This is a genomic window from Actibacterium sp. 188UL27-1, assembly GCF_016901225.1.
Classification (GTDB): domain Bacteria; phylum Pseudomonadota; class Alphaproteobacteria; order Rhodobacterales; family Rhodobacteraceae; genus 188UL27-1.
Window position 1 is genome coordinate 135,879 of the sequence record NZ_JAFEUL010000007.1, and the last position, 17,444, is coordinate 153,322.

Genomic DNA, 17,444 nt, shown 5'->3' on the forward strand with positions numbered 1-17,444 from the left:
GTGTGGAAGGCAAGTGAGTATGCCGGCTGGGGCCGGGTCCACAAGGCGCAAGGGGAATTGGCCCGACCGGAACGGGCGCGCGCGCTCTCCGCATTGGCGGCAGAGGGTCCCGCCCTGGGAAAACGCCGGTCCTACGGCGATGCCTGCCTGGTCGACGGTGGCAAAGCCGTCGATATGGGGCGGCTCGACCGGTATTTGGATTTTGACGCCGAACAAGGTTTGCTGACGGTCGAGGCGGGTTGCGCCTTGGGTCAGATCGCCCGCGACTTCGCCCCACGCGGTTGGCTGCCCGCTGTGATGCCGGGCACCGGATTTGCGACCGTGGGTGGCGGGATCGCCATGAATGTGCACGGCAAGAACCACCACGGTGCCGGTGCGTTTAGCGACCACATCATTGAATTTGAATTGGAAACGCCCAAGGGGCGCAAAACCGTCCGCCCTGGTGATCCACTCTTTTTGGCCACGGTCGGTGGCCTTGGCCAGACCGGTATCATCACCCAGGCCACACTCAAGCTGACAGCCTGCAAGGGCGATCTGATGATGGTCACCGAACGGCGCGTCCCCGATCTTGAGACATTCTGCGATCTGCTGGACGAAAGCGAGGCCACCTACACAGTCGGCTGGATTGATGCGACAGCCCGCGGTGAAGGTCTGGGCCGCGGCATTCTCGAAGAAGGAGAGACAGGCTCCGGCCTCGTCCCCGCCGCCAAACGCGGCAAAAAGATCCCCATGGATGCGCCGGGCTGGGCCCTGTCAGCCCCTGTCGTGAAAACCTTCAACGCCGCTTACTATCGTCGGGTCCCCCTGAAAGGACGCACGGTCGTCAAGCCAATTGACGATTTTTTCTTCCCTCTGGACAAGATCCACGACTGGAACCGGCTTTACGGCAAGAACGGTTTTCACCAGTTCCAATGCGTCCTGCCTGTGGAACAACGCCCTGTCCTGCGAGAGATGATGGCCAAGATCTCAAAAGCAGGGCTCGCCTCGCCGCTGGCCGTGTTGAAGCGGATGGGCCCGGGATCGGCAGGGCATCTCTCCTTCCCGATGGAAGGGTACACGCTGGCCGTGGACTTCCCCAACCGCAAAGGCGCGGCCTCCCTGGTGCATGAGTTGAACGCCATGACGCTCGATGCGGGCGGCCGGATCTACCTGGCCAAGGACAGCGTGGCGACCGCCGCACAGGTCAAAGCGATGTATCCCGATTGGCAGACTTGGGCAAAGGCCTGCGACGCGGTCGACCCGGAGAAGGCATTGGTCACCGATCTGGTGAAACGTTTGGAATTAAGGACAACAACATGATGGAAACCTGGGTCATTTTAGGGGCAACCTCCAGCATGGCGCGCGGCCTGGCCCGCGCCCTGGCAGATCGCGGCGCGGGGTTGCTGTTGGCCGGGCGCGACATGGCGGATCTGGAGGCCACGGCCGCCGATTGCACCCTGCGCGGCGCGCGGCTGGCTGAGGCCGTCAAATTCGACGCCCGGGATCCCTCCACCTTCGGGCCGATCCTGGAGCGGTTGGGCAAAGAAGACGGATCCCTGAACTGCGCCTGCTTCGTGGGCTCCATGCCACCGCAAGCCGACATCGATGCCGATCCGTCCCTGATCGAAGGGGTCATCACCGACAGCTTCACCGGTCCGGCCCGGTTCCTGACCGCGCTGGCCCCCATGATCGAAGCGCGCCAGATGGGCTGCATCGTCGGTGTGGGCTCCGTCGCCGGGGATCGGGGCCGCGTCGGTAACTACGTCTACGGATCGTCAAAGGCGGGTTTCCACACCTACCTTTCGGGGCTGCGCAACCGGCTGACACGATCCGGCGGTCACGTGGTCACCGTCAAACCCGGTTTCGTGGATACCGCAATGACCTGGGGCCTGGAAGGCATGTTCCTGGTGGCCCCGCCGGACGCCGTTGCCGCCTCGATCCTGAAAGCGGTCGAGAAGGAGCGCAACATCATCTACACGCCGTTCTTCTGGAGGTACATCATGATGATCATCCGATCCGTCCCGGAACCGATCTTCAAAAAGATGTCGATCTGACAGCAGGTCACACAAACAACCTGTCCCCGCGGGGACAGGTTATGTTAAATCTTGAAGCCCATTTGGAACGGTCTGCATCCAGGGCAATCGCGCATGCGATCCGTCAGGATCCGCCCATCGCGGCGAGCAGCAAGTAGACGATCAGCAATGATCCCAGCGCCAACCCCATGGGAAAATCGCCCCGGGTCCAGCTTTCCCAATTGGGTGTGAGATCACGGATCGCGGGTGTCACGCGCGCCACCCGGTGGGCACCGAAGGACACGATCAAAATGCCTGCAAACAGAAAGGTGATGGCAAGCCCGTCCTGCATGGCAAAATAGGGCGCCATTGCAGCGGCAAATTTCGCATCCCCTGCCCCGATCAACCCAGCGGTGGACAACAGAAAACCGACAACAAGAACAATGACCAGCTGCAGCCACCGCCACAGATATTCGTCAAAAGGGAGTGCGATGACACCAACCAGGGTGAAGGCGAGTGTCAGCAACAGCACCGCCGTGTTCGGGATCTTCATGGCGCGCATATCGTTCCAGGCCGCCCAGAGGGCGATGGGAACGGCGAAGGGTAGAAACCACAACGCCGCCGAAGCGGGCATGACGAGATCATCCATGACCTAGTTTGTGACGTTGTCTTCGAGCGCGCGCAAGGCCCGAACCGCCTCTTCAAAGTGCTGGGGATGGGTATCGATCGCATCTTGCAACAGCCCCTTACCCGTGCGCACATCGCCTTGCTTGATGGCGGTCAGGGCGCTGGTGTGCAAAAGCTGTGCGCGTTCGGTCTGCCCCATATCGACGATGGGCAATTGGTATTTTCGCTGGGCACCACGAGCCAGGACGAGGTTGTTTTTGGCCGTGAACAAGGTGCCGTCGTAGCGGATCGCCTCGATAAACAACTCTTCGGCCCCTTTGTAGTCGCCGCGGCTGAGCTTGGAATATCCCCAGTTGTTCAGGACATTGGCCGGCGTGGTCGTCAAACCCGCGGCGGTTTCATAAAAGCTGTCGGAGCGTTTCCACTCCTTATTGCCGTCGGCGATCATCGCTTCGAGCCGGTAGCGCTTGAAGGTCTCGACGGTGGGGGGGACGGCATCTAGCGTGGCCTCGGCCGCGTCCCAGTTGCCAGAACGGATCAAGGCATCGGCCAATTCCACGCGATCTGTATCGCCGGATTCAGGCATCGACACGACCTCGGCCCAGGCCCGGGCCCCTTCGCGGTTTTTCTTGGCACGGATCAAAGACGTAGCAAGCCCGCGCTTCAGGTCGATGCGGTTCGGCTGCTCGGATGTCGCACGCCGGAAATAGGTCACCGCCTCGTTCGGGTCGGCGACCGTCAACATAATCTCGCTCAGGTTGTTGTCATCGATCGCGTTCACAGCCTGTATCGCGCGATTGACTTCGCCATCGGCGGCTTTTTGGCATGCGGATATTGCGAGGGTGCTGGCCATGGCCAGTGAGATCAGGATCGTTTGGCGCATTTTTCTGCGTCCTTTTTGCTGCTCGTATCTTGGCCTATGGCGTGCTGAGAAGCTCGTAGGTTGAACTGCCCCGCCGCACCAACGAAAAATTATAGTTATTTTGATCATTAGTAGCAGAATCTTCGGTTCTGGCGATAGCGACGCGAAGATTTTCGCGAATATCGGCACTTTGGCCACTGTCCAGTGCAAAAGCGGTTTTAAAGACCTGACGCGCCTCTCCGGCGCGATCCAGTTCCATAAGTACCACACCCAAATTATTCCAGGCCGGTACAAACCGTTCATCTTTCTCGATCGCGTTGCGCAGCAGCTTTTCAGCCTGGTTCAGGCGCCCGAGCTTGAGGTTGGCAGAGCCCAAGGCAGACAGCACGTCCACGTTGAAGCCCTGTTCATTTGCCGCCCTGAGATAGGCCCGGATTGCCAGCTCATACTGGCCCGATGACATGAGGCGATGCCCGACGATCAGCCCATCGACGGTGTCTTCGATCTCCGCCGTTCCGCGTGGTGCCTTGGGCCCCTGGCCAAAGGCATCCAACCGGTTCTGCTGCGCACAGGCGGACAACAGGACAGTTGTGATCAAAAGGATCAAAGATGGGCGCATGGGCGCAATCGGCTGCTCGTTTTTCGTTCTTGCGCACAGTATGTGCGATTTTACAAAAATCGCCAAGGGCTGGGTGCCCTTGGCGCAAATGTGGCAGATTTTGTGGTGGCGTCGCGCCAGACCGGATCAGAAATTGGAGTTGGTCAGCGTGATATAGATGTCGTAGACCGACGGCCCCACGAGGATGATCATCAGCGGAGGAACGGTGAACATCATCGTGCCCAGCGTCAGCTTTGTCGGCAGCACGTTCGCCTTTTCCTCAGCCCGCATCACGCGCTTGTCGCGCATTTCGGCCGCGTAGACCCGAAGCGCTTCGGCAATTGATGTACCGAAACTGGCCGACTGGATCATCACCGTCACGAAGGAGGCCACGTCAGACACGCCCGCGCGTTCGGCCATATCCTTGAGGACCTGTGCCTTGTCCTTGCCCGCCTTTGTCTCGTTCGCGACGATTTCAAATTCGTCGGCAAGAGCCGGGAAACCGGCGCGCAATTCCTTGGCCACGCGAATGATCGATTGTTCGACGGATTGACCCGCCTCGACGCAGACCAGCATCATATCCAGCGCGTCGGGAAAGCCGTTGGTAATTTCCTGCTGGCGCGTCTGAAGTCGACGGTTCACCCAGTATTTCGGGATGTAATAGCCGACCGCACCTGGAATGATGATGGAAAGCACCATTTGCTGGGTGGTCACCTCACCCGTGGTGGAACTGACGATGGCATAGAGCACGCCAAGGATCAGGAACAGGATGCCCAGGGCAAATTGCGCGAAATGAAAGGTCCGCACGGCGGATTTGCTGCGATACCCTGCCTGCATCATCAACAGACGCGCGGAGGACATTTCCTCTTCGTCTTGCGGCTCAAGGAAGGATGCGAAGCGGTCGAGCTTTTCGGCGCCCTTCATCTCTTTGAAGCGGAGGTCCTTCTTGTCGCCGGTGGCCCCGCCGAAGCTGGCGCCGCGCACATTTTGCCCCTTGAGCTTGTCGAGCGGGTCATATTGCTTTTTCAAAAAGATCGGCAGAGTGAGCGAGATCAGGACAATACCCAACACGCCAACGGCGTAAAGCGGGCCCAGGTCACCAAAGTTGGTGATCAGGTAATCATTGATTTGAGACAGAAATTCCATATCGCGCCCCTAAACCTTGATGTTGACCATGATCTTCATGAAGATCACGTTCACGGTCAAAAATGTGCCAACGATCAGGCAGGCCGGAATGAAGGCGGCCGTATCTCTGACCTCGTCATAATAGTCGGGCTTGATGACGTTGATCATGACCAGGGCGAGGATCGGGAAGACGCTGAGGAACATACCGGACCACTTTGCCTCGGCCGTGATCGCCTTGACGCGGCGGAACAGCTTGAAGCGCGCGCGGATCACCTGGGCCAGACCGTGGAGGATTTCGGCGAGGTTACCGCCAGATTGCTGCTGGATCGTCACAGCCACGGCGAGGAAGCGCAGATCCTGCATATCCATGCGTTCGGCCAGGGATTTCAAACTGTCAGTGATGTCGCGGCCATAGGCGCTTTCATCCCCGATGACGCCGAATTCAGAGCCCAGCGGATCTGGCACTTCCTTGGCCACGATGTTCACGGCAGAGGAGAACGGGTGACCAACGCGCAGGGAGCGCACCATCAGTTCGACGGCATCGGGCAGTTGTTCTTCGATCAGCGCCAGGCGTTTCTTGGCCTTGTTGTTGACCCAGACATAGACACCGCCCACACCCATGCCGATGGCCACGATGATCCGCACAGGCAGACCGGCTTGTGTGCCGACCGTCAAACCGACAAAGGCGATAACGCACAGGATGGCCATGATGATGATCAATTGCCGCGGAGAGAAGGCGATATTGGCCTTTTGCGCCTTGTCGGCCAGGATCGAATAAAGCGGGATACCCTTGGAATTGAGGTGTTGGGACATCTCCTTGCGGAGCTGTTCCAGAACCTCGTCCCGTGCGGATCCCTTTTCCAGCAGGTCAAGCCGACGGTTCACACGGCTGTTGAGGCTTATCGATTTGCCAAAGACCGTCAGATAGATGCCTTCGACCAGAACCAGAACCGCAACAAAAATCAGGCCGTAAATAATCGGCTCAGCACTAATTTGCATGGGGCTTACTCCGCCGCGATGGGTTCATAGATGGATGCAGGCAGGTCGTAACCCCACTGCTTGAAGCGCTCGGAATAGTAAGACCGCACACCGGTGGCGTTGAAGCGACCGATGATCTTGTTGTCTGGCGCAAGTCCAAGGCGTTCATAGCGGAAGACCTCCTGCATGGAGATCACCTCGCCTTCCATCCCCGTCACCTCGGTGATCGACACCATGCGGCGCGACCCGTCCTGCAGACGACTGGCCTGCACGATCAGGTTCACAGCCGAGGCGATCTGGGACCGCACGGCCTTGAGCGGCATTTCGATCCCGGCCATGGCGATCATGTTTTCCAGACGGCTGACAGCATCACGGGCGGAGTTGGCGTGGATCGTGGTCATCGACCCGTCATGGCCGGTATTCATGGCCTGGAGCATGTCGATAACCTCTTCACCCCGGGTCTCCCCCACGATAATCCGGTCCGGGCGCATCCGCAGGGCGTTTTTCAGGCAGTCCCGCTGGGAGACGGCGCCGCGCCCTTCGACGTTGGCAGGGCGGCTTTCCATTCGGCCCACATGGGTCTGTTGCAGCTGAAGTTCGGCCGTATCCTCGATCGTCAGGATACGCTCGGCATTGTCGATGAAGGAGCTTAGGGCGTTCAGCGTGGTCGTTTTACCCGAACCCGTACCACCTGACACAATAACGTTCAGGCGACAGGCAACGGCGGCCTGCAAGTAGGCGGCCATCTCTTCGGTGAAGGCGCCAAACTTGACCAGATCGTCGACGCCGAGCTTGTCTTTCTTGAACTTACGAATGGAGACAAGGCTGCCATCCACGGCAATCGGCGGGACCATTGCGTTGAAACGGGAGCCGTCGCCAAGACGGGCGTCAACGTAAGGGTTGCTTTCATCGACCCGGCGGCCCACGGCCGACACGATCTTGTCGATGATCCGCAGAAGGTGGCGTTCATCCTTGAAGTGGACATCCGTCAATTGCAGCTTACCGGCGCGTTCCACAAAGATCTGCTGTGGCCCGTTCACCAGAATATCGTTGACGCTTTCGTCTTTCAGGAGAGGCTCAAGCGGGCCAAGGCCCGTCACCTCGTCGAACAGTTCCTGGTGGAGCGTCGCACGTTCGTCTTTGTTCAGGACGACGCTGAGCTCTTCCAGGGCCTCGGCGGAGATTGCGACAATCTCCTGGCGCAGATCCTGTGCCGAGGCGGTTTCAAGTGCGGCGAGGTTTAGGTTATCCAGAAGGCGCTTGTGCAGCTCGACCTTGATCTCGCCCAACCGCTCCTTGCGCTTTTTTTCCTTATCCGCCGGTGCCGCCTTGGCCGCCTGCATCGGTTTGGCCGCGGCAACGGGTTTCCGGTTCAGCTGGGCCGCAGGTTCGGCCTTTTCGGGCGATGCTGACGGTGCCGGAGTCTGCGGAGAGCCGCCTGGTTTTTTGTAGCGCGAGAACATTGTTGAAGCCCATCCTTAGGAGGGGAGGATTAGATCCCCGTTTGTTCGGAATGCGTGATATCGTGCAGCGAGATCGCAAGTTTCTGAATTTCCTTGCGCAACGGATTCTTGCCAGCAATTTCAGCAATCGGCGTGCCGTGGTCACAGGCTTGATCCACCTGTTTCAGCCCGTCCGGAAGCAGCAATTCGATATCGATGTCTAGGCTTTCTGCCATTCGCTTGACCCGGGCCTTGCCGGACATGTCGGTGAATTTCGGTGCGCGGTTCAAGGCGAACCGGACCTTTTCAAGCGGGAGATCTTCGGATTTCATTGCACGGATCAGGCGCAGTGCGTTCTGGGCGGAGCGCATATCAAGCTCCATCAGAGCGAAATACACGTGCGCCGCATGCATCACGGATTCAGACCAAGCCACCAGGGTGGTGGGCATGTCGATGACCACGAAATCAAAGTTCAGGCGGGCCACTTCGATCATGCGTTCGATATCTTCGGGTCCGACGATATCCAGCGGCAGGACATCCGCAGGTGCTGTCAGGACATGCAGGCGATCATTGTAGACCTGCAAAGCCTGCATGAAGCTGTCTGTATCCATGCTCGACGTGTCGGCCAACAATTCATAGACGGAGTCTTTGCGGGCCAGGTCGAGGTAGGTGGAGGTGGAGCCAAACTGAAAGTCGAAATCCAGAAGGCAGACCCGGGTGGGATCCTCTTTGTTTTTGGACGACGCGACCAATTCCCATGCCAGATTGACGGCAAAGTTGGTCGCACCGACGCCACCGGCCAGGCCGTGCACCGGCAGGATCACCCCGTCCCGGTCGCCGGTCGGCCGTGCAGGCGATTGACCAGCGCCAGCGGGCGCCTTTTCGGCCAGATCTTCCGCGGTGCGGAAGCGATCGATCACCTCGTCCAACGCACCTTCGGGCAATGGATAGGGCACAAAATCGTCAGCACCCTGCCGCAACAACTGGTGAAGGACACCGGGTGTGACATCTTCGGCGATGATCACAATCTTGATCTTGCGTTCTTTTGCGACGGCGATGATTTCATTGATGGTCGCGAGATCGTCTTCGTCTTCGGAGTCGAGCGCGAGTGCCACGAATTCCAGCATGCCGGATTCAAGCTGCGTCAGGAAGGCGGCGGCTTCGTTCAGCGGAAGATCGCCCCAAGCCTCACCCAGCGCTGTTTCCATGTCTTCGATCAGCAGATCAAAGTTCTGCACATCGCGCGAGATCGTACAGGCCGATATCGGCGCTGGTTCTGCTTGCGCTGCGGCGCTGCTGGTCATGTTCTCTTGCCCCTTCTTTCAAAAGCTCCGGATACATCAGCTATACGACCCTTAAAGCCATACAGTACCGGTTTTCCGGGTCTGACATTCGGACGAAGAGCGCCCCGCTCCCCTCGGCATCTCAATGCCGTTTGAATCGGGCAAGATTGCGGCCAGAAAGCCGAATTTGTTTGGAATCAGGATGGTCCTGGCGAAAATCGCTGTTTTGTTTCCAAATCAAACGCTGTTGACCATGCGGAAACAGTAATGCGGGCGCGGCTGTGTCCAGCCGCGCCCGCACTGAGTCGTCAGGGTATTGAGTCTTAGCGTTCTTCGGCCTGGCCTTCGCTATCGATGATCACCAGATCATGGGGTTCAGCCGCGCTGGTGATGGTCTCTGTGTACGAGAACAAGGCATATTTGCCGTCCTGGACCTGTTGGCGCCCTTTCAGGAAACCCGATACTTCGGTCACTGTGCGCCGGTTGCGACGTTCGCGGCCCTGCGTCACCACCAGAGGCTGTGTTTCGCCGAAGGAAACAACTGCCTCCAGACGGGAGCGGCTGATACCGCGTGACACCAGATAGTTGACCACCGTGTTTGCGCGACGCTGGCCCAGGCGGCGGTTAAACGCATTACCACCAACTTTGTCGGTATGGCCGTAGACCCGGAACCGGACACCCGGATAGCCAGAAATCCAAGCCGCCTGTTGATCCAGCGCAGAGCGTGCCGTCGCATCCAGGGCCGAGCTGTTGAACTCAAAGTTGACCATGGTGGGTGCCTCGGCAGCGAACTGCCGGGACAGGTTGACGACGGCGTTCTGTTGCCCGGTCATCACCAGATGGTTGTTCATCGTGGTGTTGCCGAAGGAACCTTCGTCTAGTCCGGCTCCTGCAACGCGGCTGGCATTGACATTAGCCTCGGGGGTGCAGCCTGCGGCAAGTGCGAGCGCACTAACGGAGGCAAGGATAAGTGGGAAACGCATATCTGCTTACTCCATCACGTAGCCGTAGGATCCGCTAAAGTCCTGCCGGGCCACTTCGCCGGCTGCACCACGGCGGGGCAGGTTAGAGGCAGCGGTTTTGCCACCAAGGAAAAGCTCACGCTCGGTCGGGGGCCGGACACGGTCCGTCGGCAAGGCCAAGGCCTCTCCGCGGGTGGGCGACACCAAGTGGGCCGAAACGATCACAACAAGTTCAGACTGATCCCGCTGGTAGCTGGTGCTGCGGAACAGCGCGCCGAGGATTGGAACATCACCCAACCAAGGTACCTGGCTGCTGTCGTCGCGGAAATTGTCCTCGATCAAACCAGCAATGGCAAAGCTTTCGCCATCTTGCAATTCGACTGTGGTTTGGGTCCGCCGCACGCTGAAAGCCGGAATGGTGATTTGGTTGGCTGTCACGCTTGACGTTGTGTCGATATTGCTCACCTCGGCCGTCATCCGCAGGTTGATGTTCTGGCCGATAACACGCGGAGTGAAGTTCATCAGGATACCGAAGGGCCGGAAATCTACAGAAACGTTGCCATCGCCGTCGGATACCGGAACAGGGAATTCACCACCTGCCAGGAATTCAGCGTTCTGACCAGATAGCGCCGACAGGTTCGGTTCTGCCAAAGTCCGCACAAAACCCTGCGTTTCAAGAGCTTCCAACAAGAGGTTAAGACGAATATCGCTGCCTCCGAAGGAAATTAAGGTGGTACCACCACCATTGCCTTGAACCGGTGCGTTCAGGATCTGACCATTTGCAAACAGGTTGTTCAGACTGTCAGCGTTGTTGATCGCACCTGATCCCGCGGCAACAGCACCGGAATCGCCAATGCCCAGGCTTGCCGATAACGATTTACTGATCGAACGGCTCATTTCGGCGAACCGTACTTTCAGCATGACCTGCTGTGTTCCGCCGACATGCATCAGGTTCGAAACACGACCGGGCGCATAACGCTGTGCCAAGTCGAGTGCACGATCCAGTGCTTGCGACGACGACACGATGCCGGACATCACCAAACCATCATTGGCGGGCCGCACTTCGATGCTTTCCCGCGGGAGAACTTCACGAAGCCGTTCTTTCAGTTCGCTGACGTCGGCGGTGACTTGCACCTCCACATTGGTGATCAGCGTGCCGTCGGGCGCCAACAATGTCAGCGTGGTCCTACCCGGTGCTTTACCCAGGACATAAATCGTTGTCTCAGACAGTGTCGAGATATCTGCGATGCCAGGATTGGCAATCGAAAGTTCCGCAAAAGGTGCATCGCTTTGGACGACGACCGCTCGGTTAATCGGAACCTTCAGGTTTGTCGAAGGCGCGCCGGACATAACGCGCAATGTTTGTGCCGGGGCAACCCCGGCCAGTCCGATTGTGAGGGACAAGCCAATAAGGCCCGCCCGAACTAGTGCTCTTAATGCCATTGTGACCTGCCTCTTGATCACGAGATTTACGCAGGTCTAGAGCCTGCAATTAAACCAAACGTGCCCGACGCTCGGTTTCATTGCAATAATCAACAGGTTGAACGGCATTGCTGATGTAGTTAACCCGCAACAGTTATTCACTGTCGCGGGTTTTTGAAGAGCAGTTTTTCAAGAATTGCGTTTGGAAAACGCCGCTTATTCGTCGGGACAGGGGATCACAGGGCCATTCACAACTTCGGCGCCGCGGCGAACACGCGCATAACAGACGCGCTTTGGGGCTGGCGCTTGAACTTGCACAGGTTCTTGAAAATCCAGGAGCGTGTTCTGATCGACCTCGACCACTTCTTCGGTCGCGTCATCATCTGTACCAACGAGGGACAACGATAGGCGTCCGGTTGATTGCGCTTGTGCGAGGGCCGCAACCTGCTGGCGCGACACCTGAACTGTGACTGTCCGTGCGATCTGCGGCCCGGACCGAGCACTGTCGGAAACCTGGTCAACGGCAATGATCGGCACGGAAGCCTCGATCAGACGGGTCACACCACGGCCGAAAGCACGCCCTGTCCAGTACACATCAACCTTGTCGCCTGGCCGCAAAAAGCCAGACACACCTGACGAGACATCAACGCTGATCGTAAAGGCACGAAAACCCTTGCCCAAGCGGGACGTCAGACCCGCATCTTCACCGGGTTCAGTGACCTTGACGGCCAGGATCGGCTCAAACTGCTCCATCTGGCGCAACACGACCCGAGGTTCGGCTCCGACAGGGAAAAGTGCTTCTTCTTCGAGGAAGGCCCCTTCCGGCACGCTGTCCTTTTGCCAAAGGATCTTGACCACATCTTCTTTTGTGATCCGCTCGCCGTATTTTTTTGGAGTTGTCACCGCATAGACTTGGATCAGCGGTTTTGCCAACGCGCGTTCCGCCATCAACGCATCCCGTTCCCGGGAAGTCTTGGCCAGATAGCCTTGCGCCATGTAGACCGCAAAGCCAGCGAGCCCGACGCCAACCAACAGTACCAAAGCGAAAACGAAGCGCATGGTGTAGATCCTTTGCCTTACTTCTTGTGACCGCCCTACCGACGAATATCGCCAACTCGGCTCATTCGTTCTTAGAGGCTAAATCTGGCATAAGCTAGGCAAGGGGATGACGCAGTCGCGTCTATCAAATCTAAACCGCTCGGCCGCCCCCAGAGCCGGTCAGTATACCCGTATCACCTCAGTAATTGGCGACGGTCAACGCTTCGAGCGAGCTACCCAGCGAGCCGCTTGCGGTCAGTGTACCCTGCGCCATGATGCCCACGACGGCGATCCCAAGCCCGACGATAGCTGCGGTCAACACAACCCAGTCAACCGTAACTGCGCCGTCTTCGTCTTTCAGAAACTTTGTCACTGTCTTGATCATGCTTATCTCCAAAACCAGGCATCTCGCCATGGTGGCTATTAATGTTTCGTTGCAATCAGAAGTGGTGGTCAAATATGGCGAAACGAAGGTTCGCTTTGGCTAAGTTAGAGATGGAAGCGGGGCACTTTTTTGCGCGTTACCTCTATGTTTAATGAATAGAAACAGACGCAAAAAATGGATAAACAATAAAAAACGGCCGCGCTCTTTCGAGCGCAGCCGTTGATAGAACCGGATCGCTATTAGTAAGAAGCGATCGTCGTGTCGGACAGAGCGGAGGAGATTTCGCTCGACAGGTTCAGGACGCCGCCGGAGACGGAAGCCAGAACGGCGATGCCCAGGCCAACGATGGCAGCAGTCAGCACAACCCAGTCAACGGTGACCGCACCGTCTTCGTCGTTGATGAAGTTCTTGAATGTGTTCAGCATGTTCATTTTGTGTCCCTCCAAAGGATCAAACGCTCAAGTTTCAGTTCACCTCAGCGGATCGTCTCGAACCGGCCTCTTATTGGCTCAATCCCCGTCTCGGTATGTGGGATATATGCACGTCGGATTGGGGCGAGAGTTTGGCAGGTCAGCGGTAATTTTTCAGCCATCCATCAATCAGCAAAAAATCTATTTATCTATTTGTTAACAAATATTTTTTTCTGAAGTTGACGCAAGGAACACCCCATAGCATGCGTGAATAATGTCGCAAATTGTGCAGCAGACCCCATGAATCCGGGGTTTTTCTGGAATTTCGAGTCGAACTGCTGTCACTATAATTCAAACAAAAAATCGAGCGGTGAGACCCTATTCATGACGTATGCGAAATTAGCCGGCATTCTGCTGGGGTTGTCGGTCGGCGCGGGTTCGGTGATGGCCCAAGATCTTCCTCAGGTCAAAGATTTCAAATTCAAGCGTGTTAAAGTCAGTGATGCCAAACCAGGCAAGCGAATTACCGTTCAAATTGATCCGGTCGAGCAGGCTTTGGCATTGGCGCCGCCCCCGCCTTTGCCCGATGCCAAGAAACGCGAGCGGACGGATGATCAGGCGGAGACACCCAGTGACGACGCGCCCAAGTCCAGCAAGGCCGCGTATGGATGGTTCTGGGACAGTATCCCACCTTCGACCGATCAGACCGGGCCAGGGCGCCTTGAAGAGGCTGTGATCGCATTGGCCAGCGATCCCAAAGGCGGATCGGTACGCGCGCCTAGGTTGTCCACCTTGCAAAAGCTGGCCAATGCCCACGGCACCGAAATACTCAAAGCGACTGTGGGGACCGAGGTGTCGCCCGCGCTGGCACTGGCCGTGATTTCGGTTGAAAGTGCGGGCCGGGCCAATGCAGTCAGTTCAGCCGGGGCGCAGGGGTTGATGCAACTCATGCCAGCCACCGCCAAACGGTTTGGTGTCAGCAACAGCAACGACCCAAGCCAGAACATCAAGGGCGGCGTAGCCTACCTTGATTGGCTGATGAACAAGTTCGAGCGTGACCCGCTGTTGGTACTGGCAGGGTACAATGCCGGTGAGAATGCGGTGATAAAGCATAAGGGCATCCCACCCTATGATGAGACGCGGGATTACGTGCCCAAGGTGCTCGCCGCGTGGAATGTCGCACGGGGCCTGTGCATCACGCCCCCGCAGCTTGCCCATGACGGTTGTGTGTTCCGCACGGGCAGCTAGGCGATCATTCCTTGCGATATAGAATGTAGAGCGGTGTCCGCCGCACCTCGACCAGTGAGATATCGGCCTTTTCGATATGTTCCGTCAGGATCTTTTGGACTCTTGGGAGAACGGGACAATCCGGCATCAAGACATGGGTAGCGGCATCAAGGCCCGGTGCGCCTCCGTAATACCAGGGTGCCCCGCCCGGCAAGCGCTGGAAGTCTCCAAACAGCCAAAGCGAGCTGAAGATATCCACGCTCAGGATCGTGGCACCGCCAAAGCCCGCCTCGGTCAAGTCATCGGCCATGGCCTGAAAGACCGCCGGTAACCCCCGTTCGATCTGGCACCGATCCGGCACCTCGCCTGCAAGCGCCACCAATTCGGGCCGGTCAGCACTCTCTTTATATGTCAGGAAGACATCACCCATATCTGCGTAAGGGACGAGCGTATTCACTACGTAGTACCGTTCGAGATTCATCATGAGGTCGCTATGGCGCTCTGACTTGGCCAGGATCGCAGTATGCTTATCAGGATCGCTCGCGCCATGCCGGAAGGGGCTGTAAAGCACGTTGGCCATGGAAGGCAGAGACAGAGCGATAGCCGCGACACCAATGGCCGATACGGCCTGGCGCATGTTCCACCCCCAGCCATTGACCATGTCCGCCGATGGCAAGGCCGCAAACATCAAAAGCCCGAGCAACACCAGCCATTGCGGATCATTCCCGAAGTTCTGGAAGGTCACGTAAAAGAAACCCGGTGCAAGGAGCAATAGAACCAGCCCCTCGACCTCCATCGCCCCTTGCCGCAGCAACACCACACCGGCAAGCAGGATCAAGGAACCGCCGATATAAGCCGGTGCGCCAAGCACGGCCACGAAGGGATCGCCTGGGAAGGGGCGCACCTCGGACCTGGCAACACTCAGCAAGTCGCCTATATAGGCACCCCAGTAACTGACACCGTACAGCGCCGTCATGCAAAAGATCGCAACGACACCCACCGCCACGGTGACCCCGATTGCGCCCCATTGACGGCGCACCAACAGGGCAACGGCCACAGCGGGGAGGAAGGCCGCGAAATACGTCATCTTGGTGAGCGCCAGGAAAGACATCAGCGCCCCCACAACCAACCCATCGGCGATGGCGCTGCGCCTATGGATCGATGCCAGCATCGTGCAGGCAATCACGACGAATGACGCGGCCCAGGCCCAACGGTTGTAATGCATCGATATGGTGAGGGCGCGAATGGCGTCGCCATAGACGACCGCCAGAATAAGCGACACGATGATGACCCCGAACACATAGGGCCAAACACCAGAAAACCGGGAGACGGCCACCCACCAGATCGCCGGCAAGAACAGCGCTGCCACCAGGATCTGTGCCCAAAGGGTCGCCTGCCCCATGCCGAACCCCGCCTCGACAAACAGGACAATCGGGGCAAAACCCAAGGCCCCGAGCGGCGTCATGAAATCCACATGGGGGATGTCGCCATCGGCCATGCGCAACACGATTTCCAGCAGATGCATGGCGTCGCCTTCATGTTGGCCGATCATGAAAACCCCAGGCCGAAGGGCCGAGCCCCCCATCGCGACCAGGATCGCGACAAGGAAAAGAAAAACGACGCCTGATTTTGGCTTTGTCATAGCTGCGCATTCTCCATCATTTGGCCATCTTTCTTGGCCATACCGTGCACAATGCCAGCCTATGGCAAGGTAACGTGTCCAAATACGGGCAAAAACCGCGAAAACTGAAGACGATAAATTACCACTGAATAGGTGATGCGATGAACATGGAAGCTGGCAATGTCACGGCACCTCCCGCGCCCAAACGGCTGGAGGGGATGAAACTGCCACCCGTCATGATGCGGGACATTCTGTTGAAGACGATGTTCCGCATGAACGTTGATAATGTCAGCGCCATCGCCAAGGCGGTCTGCCTGCCGATCCCCGTGACGCAAGAACTGGTGGATGTGGCCCGCGAACAAAAGCTGCTGGAAGCGACTGGCACCCTGCACGCCAATTCGGGCGGCGAGATGGGCTACCAACTGACCGACGGCGGCAAAGCCCGCGCATTGGATGCGCTGGGTCAGTCGGAATATTACGGGGCGATGCCCGTTCCGCTGGAAGTGTATTCCGAACAGGTCAAGCGCCAGTCCATCCGCAACATTCAGATGACCCGCGACCAACTGACCGGCGCAATGGGCCACCTGATCCTGCCCGATGATCTGCTGGACCAGCTTGGCCCCGCGGTGACCTCTGGTCGATCAATCCTGATGTACGGACCGCCGGGCAACGGTAAATCCTCCATCTCGAACGGGATCCGCGACGCGATGGGCGACAAGATCTATATCCCGCGCGCCATCGAATATTCCGGCCAGGTCATCACCGTTTTCGACCCGATCGTGCATACCGCGGCTGAGGAACAGTCCGACGATCCGAATTCGCTGCGCCGGACCGGCAACCGCTATGACACACGCTATGTTTATTGCGAGCGGCCCACCGTCATCACCGGCGGTGAATTGAGCCTTTCGATGCTCGATCTGGTCTATAACCCTACTGCGCGGACCTACCAGGCGCCGCTTCAGTTGAAATCGACCGGCGGCATCTTTATCGTCGACGACCTTGGCCGTCAGGCGGAACCGCCCCAGGCGCTGGTCAACCGCTGGATCGTGCCGCTGGAAGAAAGCCGCGATATTCTCTCGTTACAATCGGGTGAGAAATTCCAGGTGCCATTTGATACCCTGGTCGTGTTCTCCACAAACTTCCACCCGAACGAGATCTTCGATAAGGCGGCCCTGCGCCGTATCTTTTTCAAGATCAAGATCGATGGCCCGACCCAAGAAGACTTCCTGAAGATCTTTGCCATGGTCGCGAAGAAGAAGAAGATGCCGCTGGATCAGGACGCCCTCATCCACCTGCTGAAGCAAAAGTACCCGACGATCCACAATATATATGCGAACTACCAGCCGATCTTCCTGATCGACCAGATGCGCGCCATTTGTGAATTTGAACAAATCCCTTACCAGATGACGCCGGAATTGGTGGACCGGGCCTGGGCCAACATGTTCGTCAAAGAAGAGCATATCGAGCATTGAC

Annotated in this window: 17 protein-coding genes; 4 read left to right on the forward strand and 13 right to left on the reverse strand. The window is 57.9% G+C overall.

Annotated features, from left to right (window positions below; translation table 11 throughout):
* Both IU397_RS11460 and IU397_RS11465 read left to right on the forward strand, forming a co-directional pair.
* The gene (locus IU397_RS11460; protein WP_204413613.1) at positions 1 to 1,299 is read left to right on the forward strand and encodes an FAD-binding oxidoreductase; all 1,299 of its coding nucleotides are present in this window, start codon (positions 1 to 3) and stop codon (positions 1,297 to 1,299) included.
* On the forward strand, positions 1,296 to 2,033 hold the full coding sequence (locus tag IU397_RS11465) for an SDR family NAD(P)-dependent oxidoreductase (protein WP_204413615.1): 738 nt from the start codon (positions 1,296 to 1,298) through the stop codon (positions 2,031 to 2,033). Before IU397_RS11460 ends, IU397_RS11465 begins: the two co-directional genes overlap by 4 nt.
* Before the next feature lie 103 nt (positions 2,034 to 2,136).
* Here the strand turns inward: IU397_RS11465 and IU397_RS11470 are convergent, their stop codons facing one another.
* From IU397_RS11470 to IU397_RS11525, 12 genes are all read right to left on the reverse strand, one after another.
* On the reverse strand, positions 2,137 to 2,625 hold the full coding sequence (locus tag IU397_RS11470) for a prepilin peptidase (RefSeq protein ID WP_370541665.1): 489 nt from the start codon (positions 2,623 to 2,625) through the stop codon (positions 2,137 to 2,139).
* Between the two features lie 18 nt (positions 2,626 to 2,643).
* Positions 2,644 to 3,501, reverse strand: a complete 858-nt coding sequence (locus IU397_RS11475) for a lipopolysaccharide assembly protein LapB (protein WP_204413620.1) — start codon at positions 3,499 to 3,501, stop codon at positions 2,644 to 2,646.
* 34 nt (positions 3,502 to 3,535) lie between these two features.
* The gene (locus IU397_RS11480; RefSeq protein WP_204413622.1) at positions 3,536 to 4,099 is read right to left on the reverse strand and encodes a tetratricopeptide repeat protein; all 564 of its coding nucleotides are present in this window, start codon (positions 4,097 to 4,099) and stop codon (positions 3,536 to 3,538) included.
* A gap of 126 nt (positions 4,100 to 4,225) precedes the next feature.
* Entirely contained in the window at positions 4,226 to 5,224 is a 999-nt protein-coding gene (locus tag IU397_RS11485) for a type II secretion system F family protein (RefSeq protein ID WP_204413623.1), read from the reverse strand.
* Positions 5,225 to 5,233: 9 nt separating this feature from the next.
* A complete protein-coding gene (locus IU397_RS11490) occupies positions 5,234 to 6,202 on the reverse strand; it encodes a type II secretion system F family protein (RefSeq protein ID WP_204413628.1) in 969 nt (322 codons plus the stop codon).
* A gap of 5 nt (positions 6,203 to 6,207) precedes the next feature.
* Entirely contained in the window at positions 6,208 to 7,644 is a 1,437-nt protein-coding gene (locus IU397_RS11495) for a CpaF family protein (protein ID WP_204413629.1), read from the reverse strand.
* Between the two features lie 29 nt (positions 7,645 to 7,673).
* Positions 7,674 to 8,927 (reverse strand): AAA family ATPase, encoded by a 1,254-nt coding sequence (locus IU397_RS11500; protein ID WP_204413631.1) that lies wholly within the window; start codon positions 8,925 to 8,927, stop codon positions 7,674 to 7,676.
* 302 nt (positions 8,928 to 9,229) lie between these two features.
* Positions 9,230 to 9,889: an OmpA family protein gene (locus tag IU397_RS11505; RefSeq protein WP_204413633.1), complete on the reverse strand. Its 660-nt coding sequence runs from the start codon at positions 9,887 to 9,889 to the stop codon at positions 9,230 to 9,232.
* 6 nt (positions 9,890 to 9,895) lie between these two features.
* On the reverse strand, positions 9,896 to 11,311 hold the full coding sequence (locus IU397_RS11510; protein ID WP_204413635.1) for a type II and III secretion system protein family protein: 1,416 nt from the start codon (positions 11,309 to 11,311) through the stop codon (positions 9,896 to 9,898).
* 195 nt (positions 11,312 to 11,506) lie between these two features.
* Positions 11,507 to 12,349 carry a Flp pilus assembly protein CpaB gene (gene cpaB, locus IU397_RS11515; RefSeq protein ID WP_204413637.1) on the reverse strand — a complete coding sequence of 281 codons (843 nt, stop codon included), beginning with the start codon at positions 12,347 to 12,349 and terminating at the stop codon, positions 11,507 to 11,509.
* A 178-nt stretch (positions 12,350 to 12,527) separates the two neighbouring features.
* A complete protein-coding gene (locus tag IU397_RS11520; protein WP_204413639.1) occupies positions 12,528 to 12,713 on the reverse strand; it encodes a Flp family type IVb pilin in 186 nt (61 codons plus the stop codon).
* A 239-nt stretch (positions 12,714 to 12,952) separates the two neighbouring features.
* A complete protein-coding gene (locus tag IU397_RS11525) occupies positions 12,953 to 13,144 on the reverse strand; it encodes a Flp family type IVb pilin (RefSeq protein ID WP_204413641.1) in 192 nt (63 codons plus the stop codon).
* 363 nt (positions 13,145 to 13,507) lie between these two features.
* Here IU397_RS11525 and IU397_RS11530 point away from each other — a divergent pair, with 363 nt between their 5' ends.
* The gene (locus IU397_RS11530) at positions 13,508 to 14,371 is read left to right on the forward strand and encodes a lytic transglycosylase domain-containing protein (protein WP_204413643.1); all 864 of its coding nucleotides are present in this window, start codon (positions 13,508 to 13,510) and stop codon (positions 14,369 to 14,371) included.
* A 4-nt stretch (positions 14,372 to 14,375) separates the two neighbouring features.
* Here the strand turns inward: IU397_RS11530 and IU397_RS11535 are convergent, their stop codons facing one another.
* Entirely contained in the window at positions 14,376 to 15,992 is a 1,617-nt protein-coding gene (locus IU397_RS11535; RefSeq protein ID WP_204413646.1) for a hypothetical protein, read from the reverse strand.
* Positions 15,993 to 16,132: 140 nt separating this feature from the next.
* Here IU397_RS11535 and IU397_RS11540 point away from each other — a divergent pair, with 140 nt between their 5' ends.
* Entirely contained in the window at positions 16,133 to 17,443 is a 1,311-nt protein-coding gene (locus IU397_RS11540) for an ATPase (RefSeq protein WP_204413648.1), read from the forward strand.
* Position 17,444 lies beyond the last annotated feature (1 nt).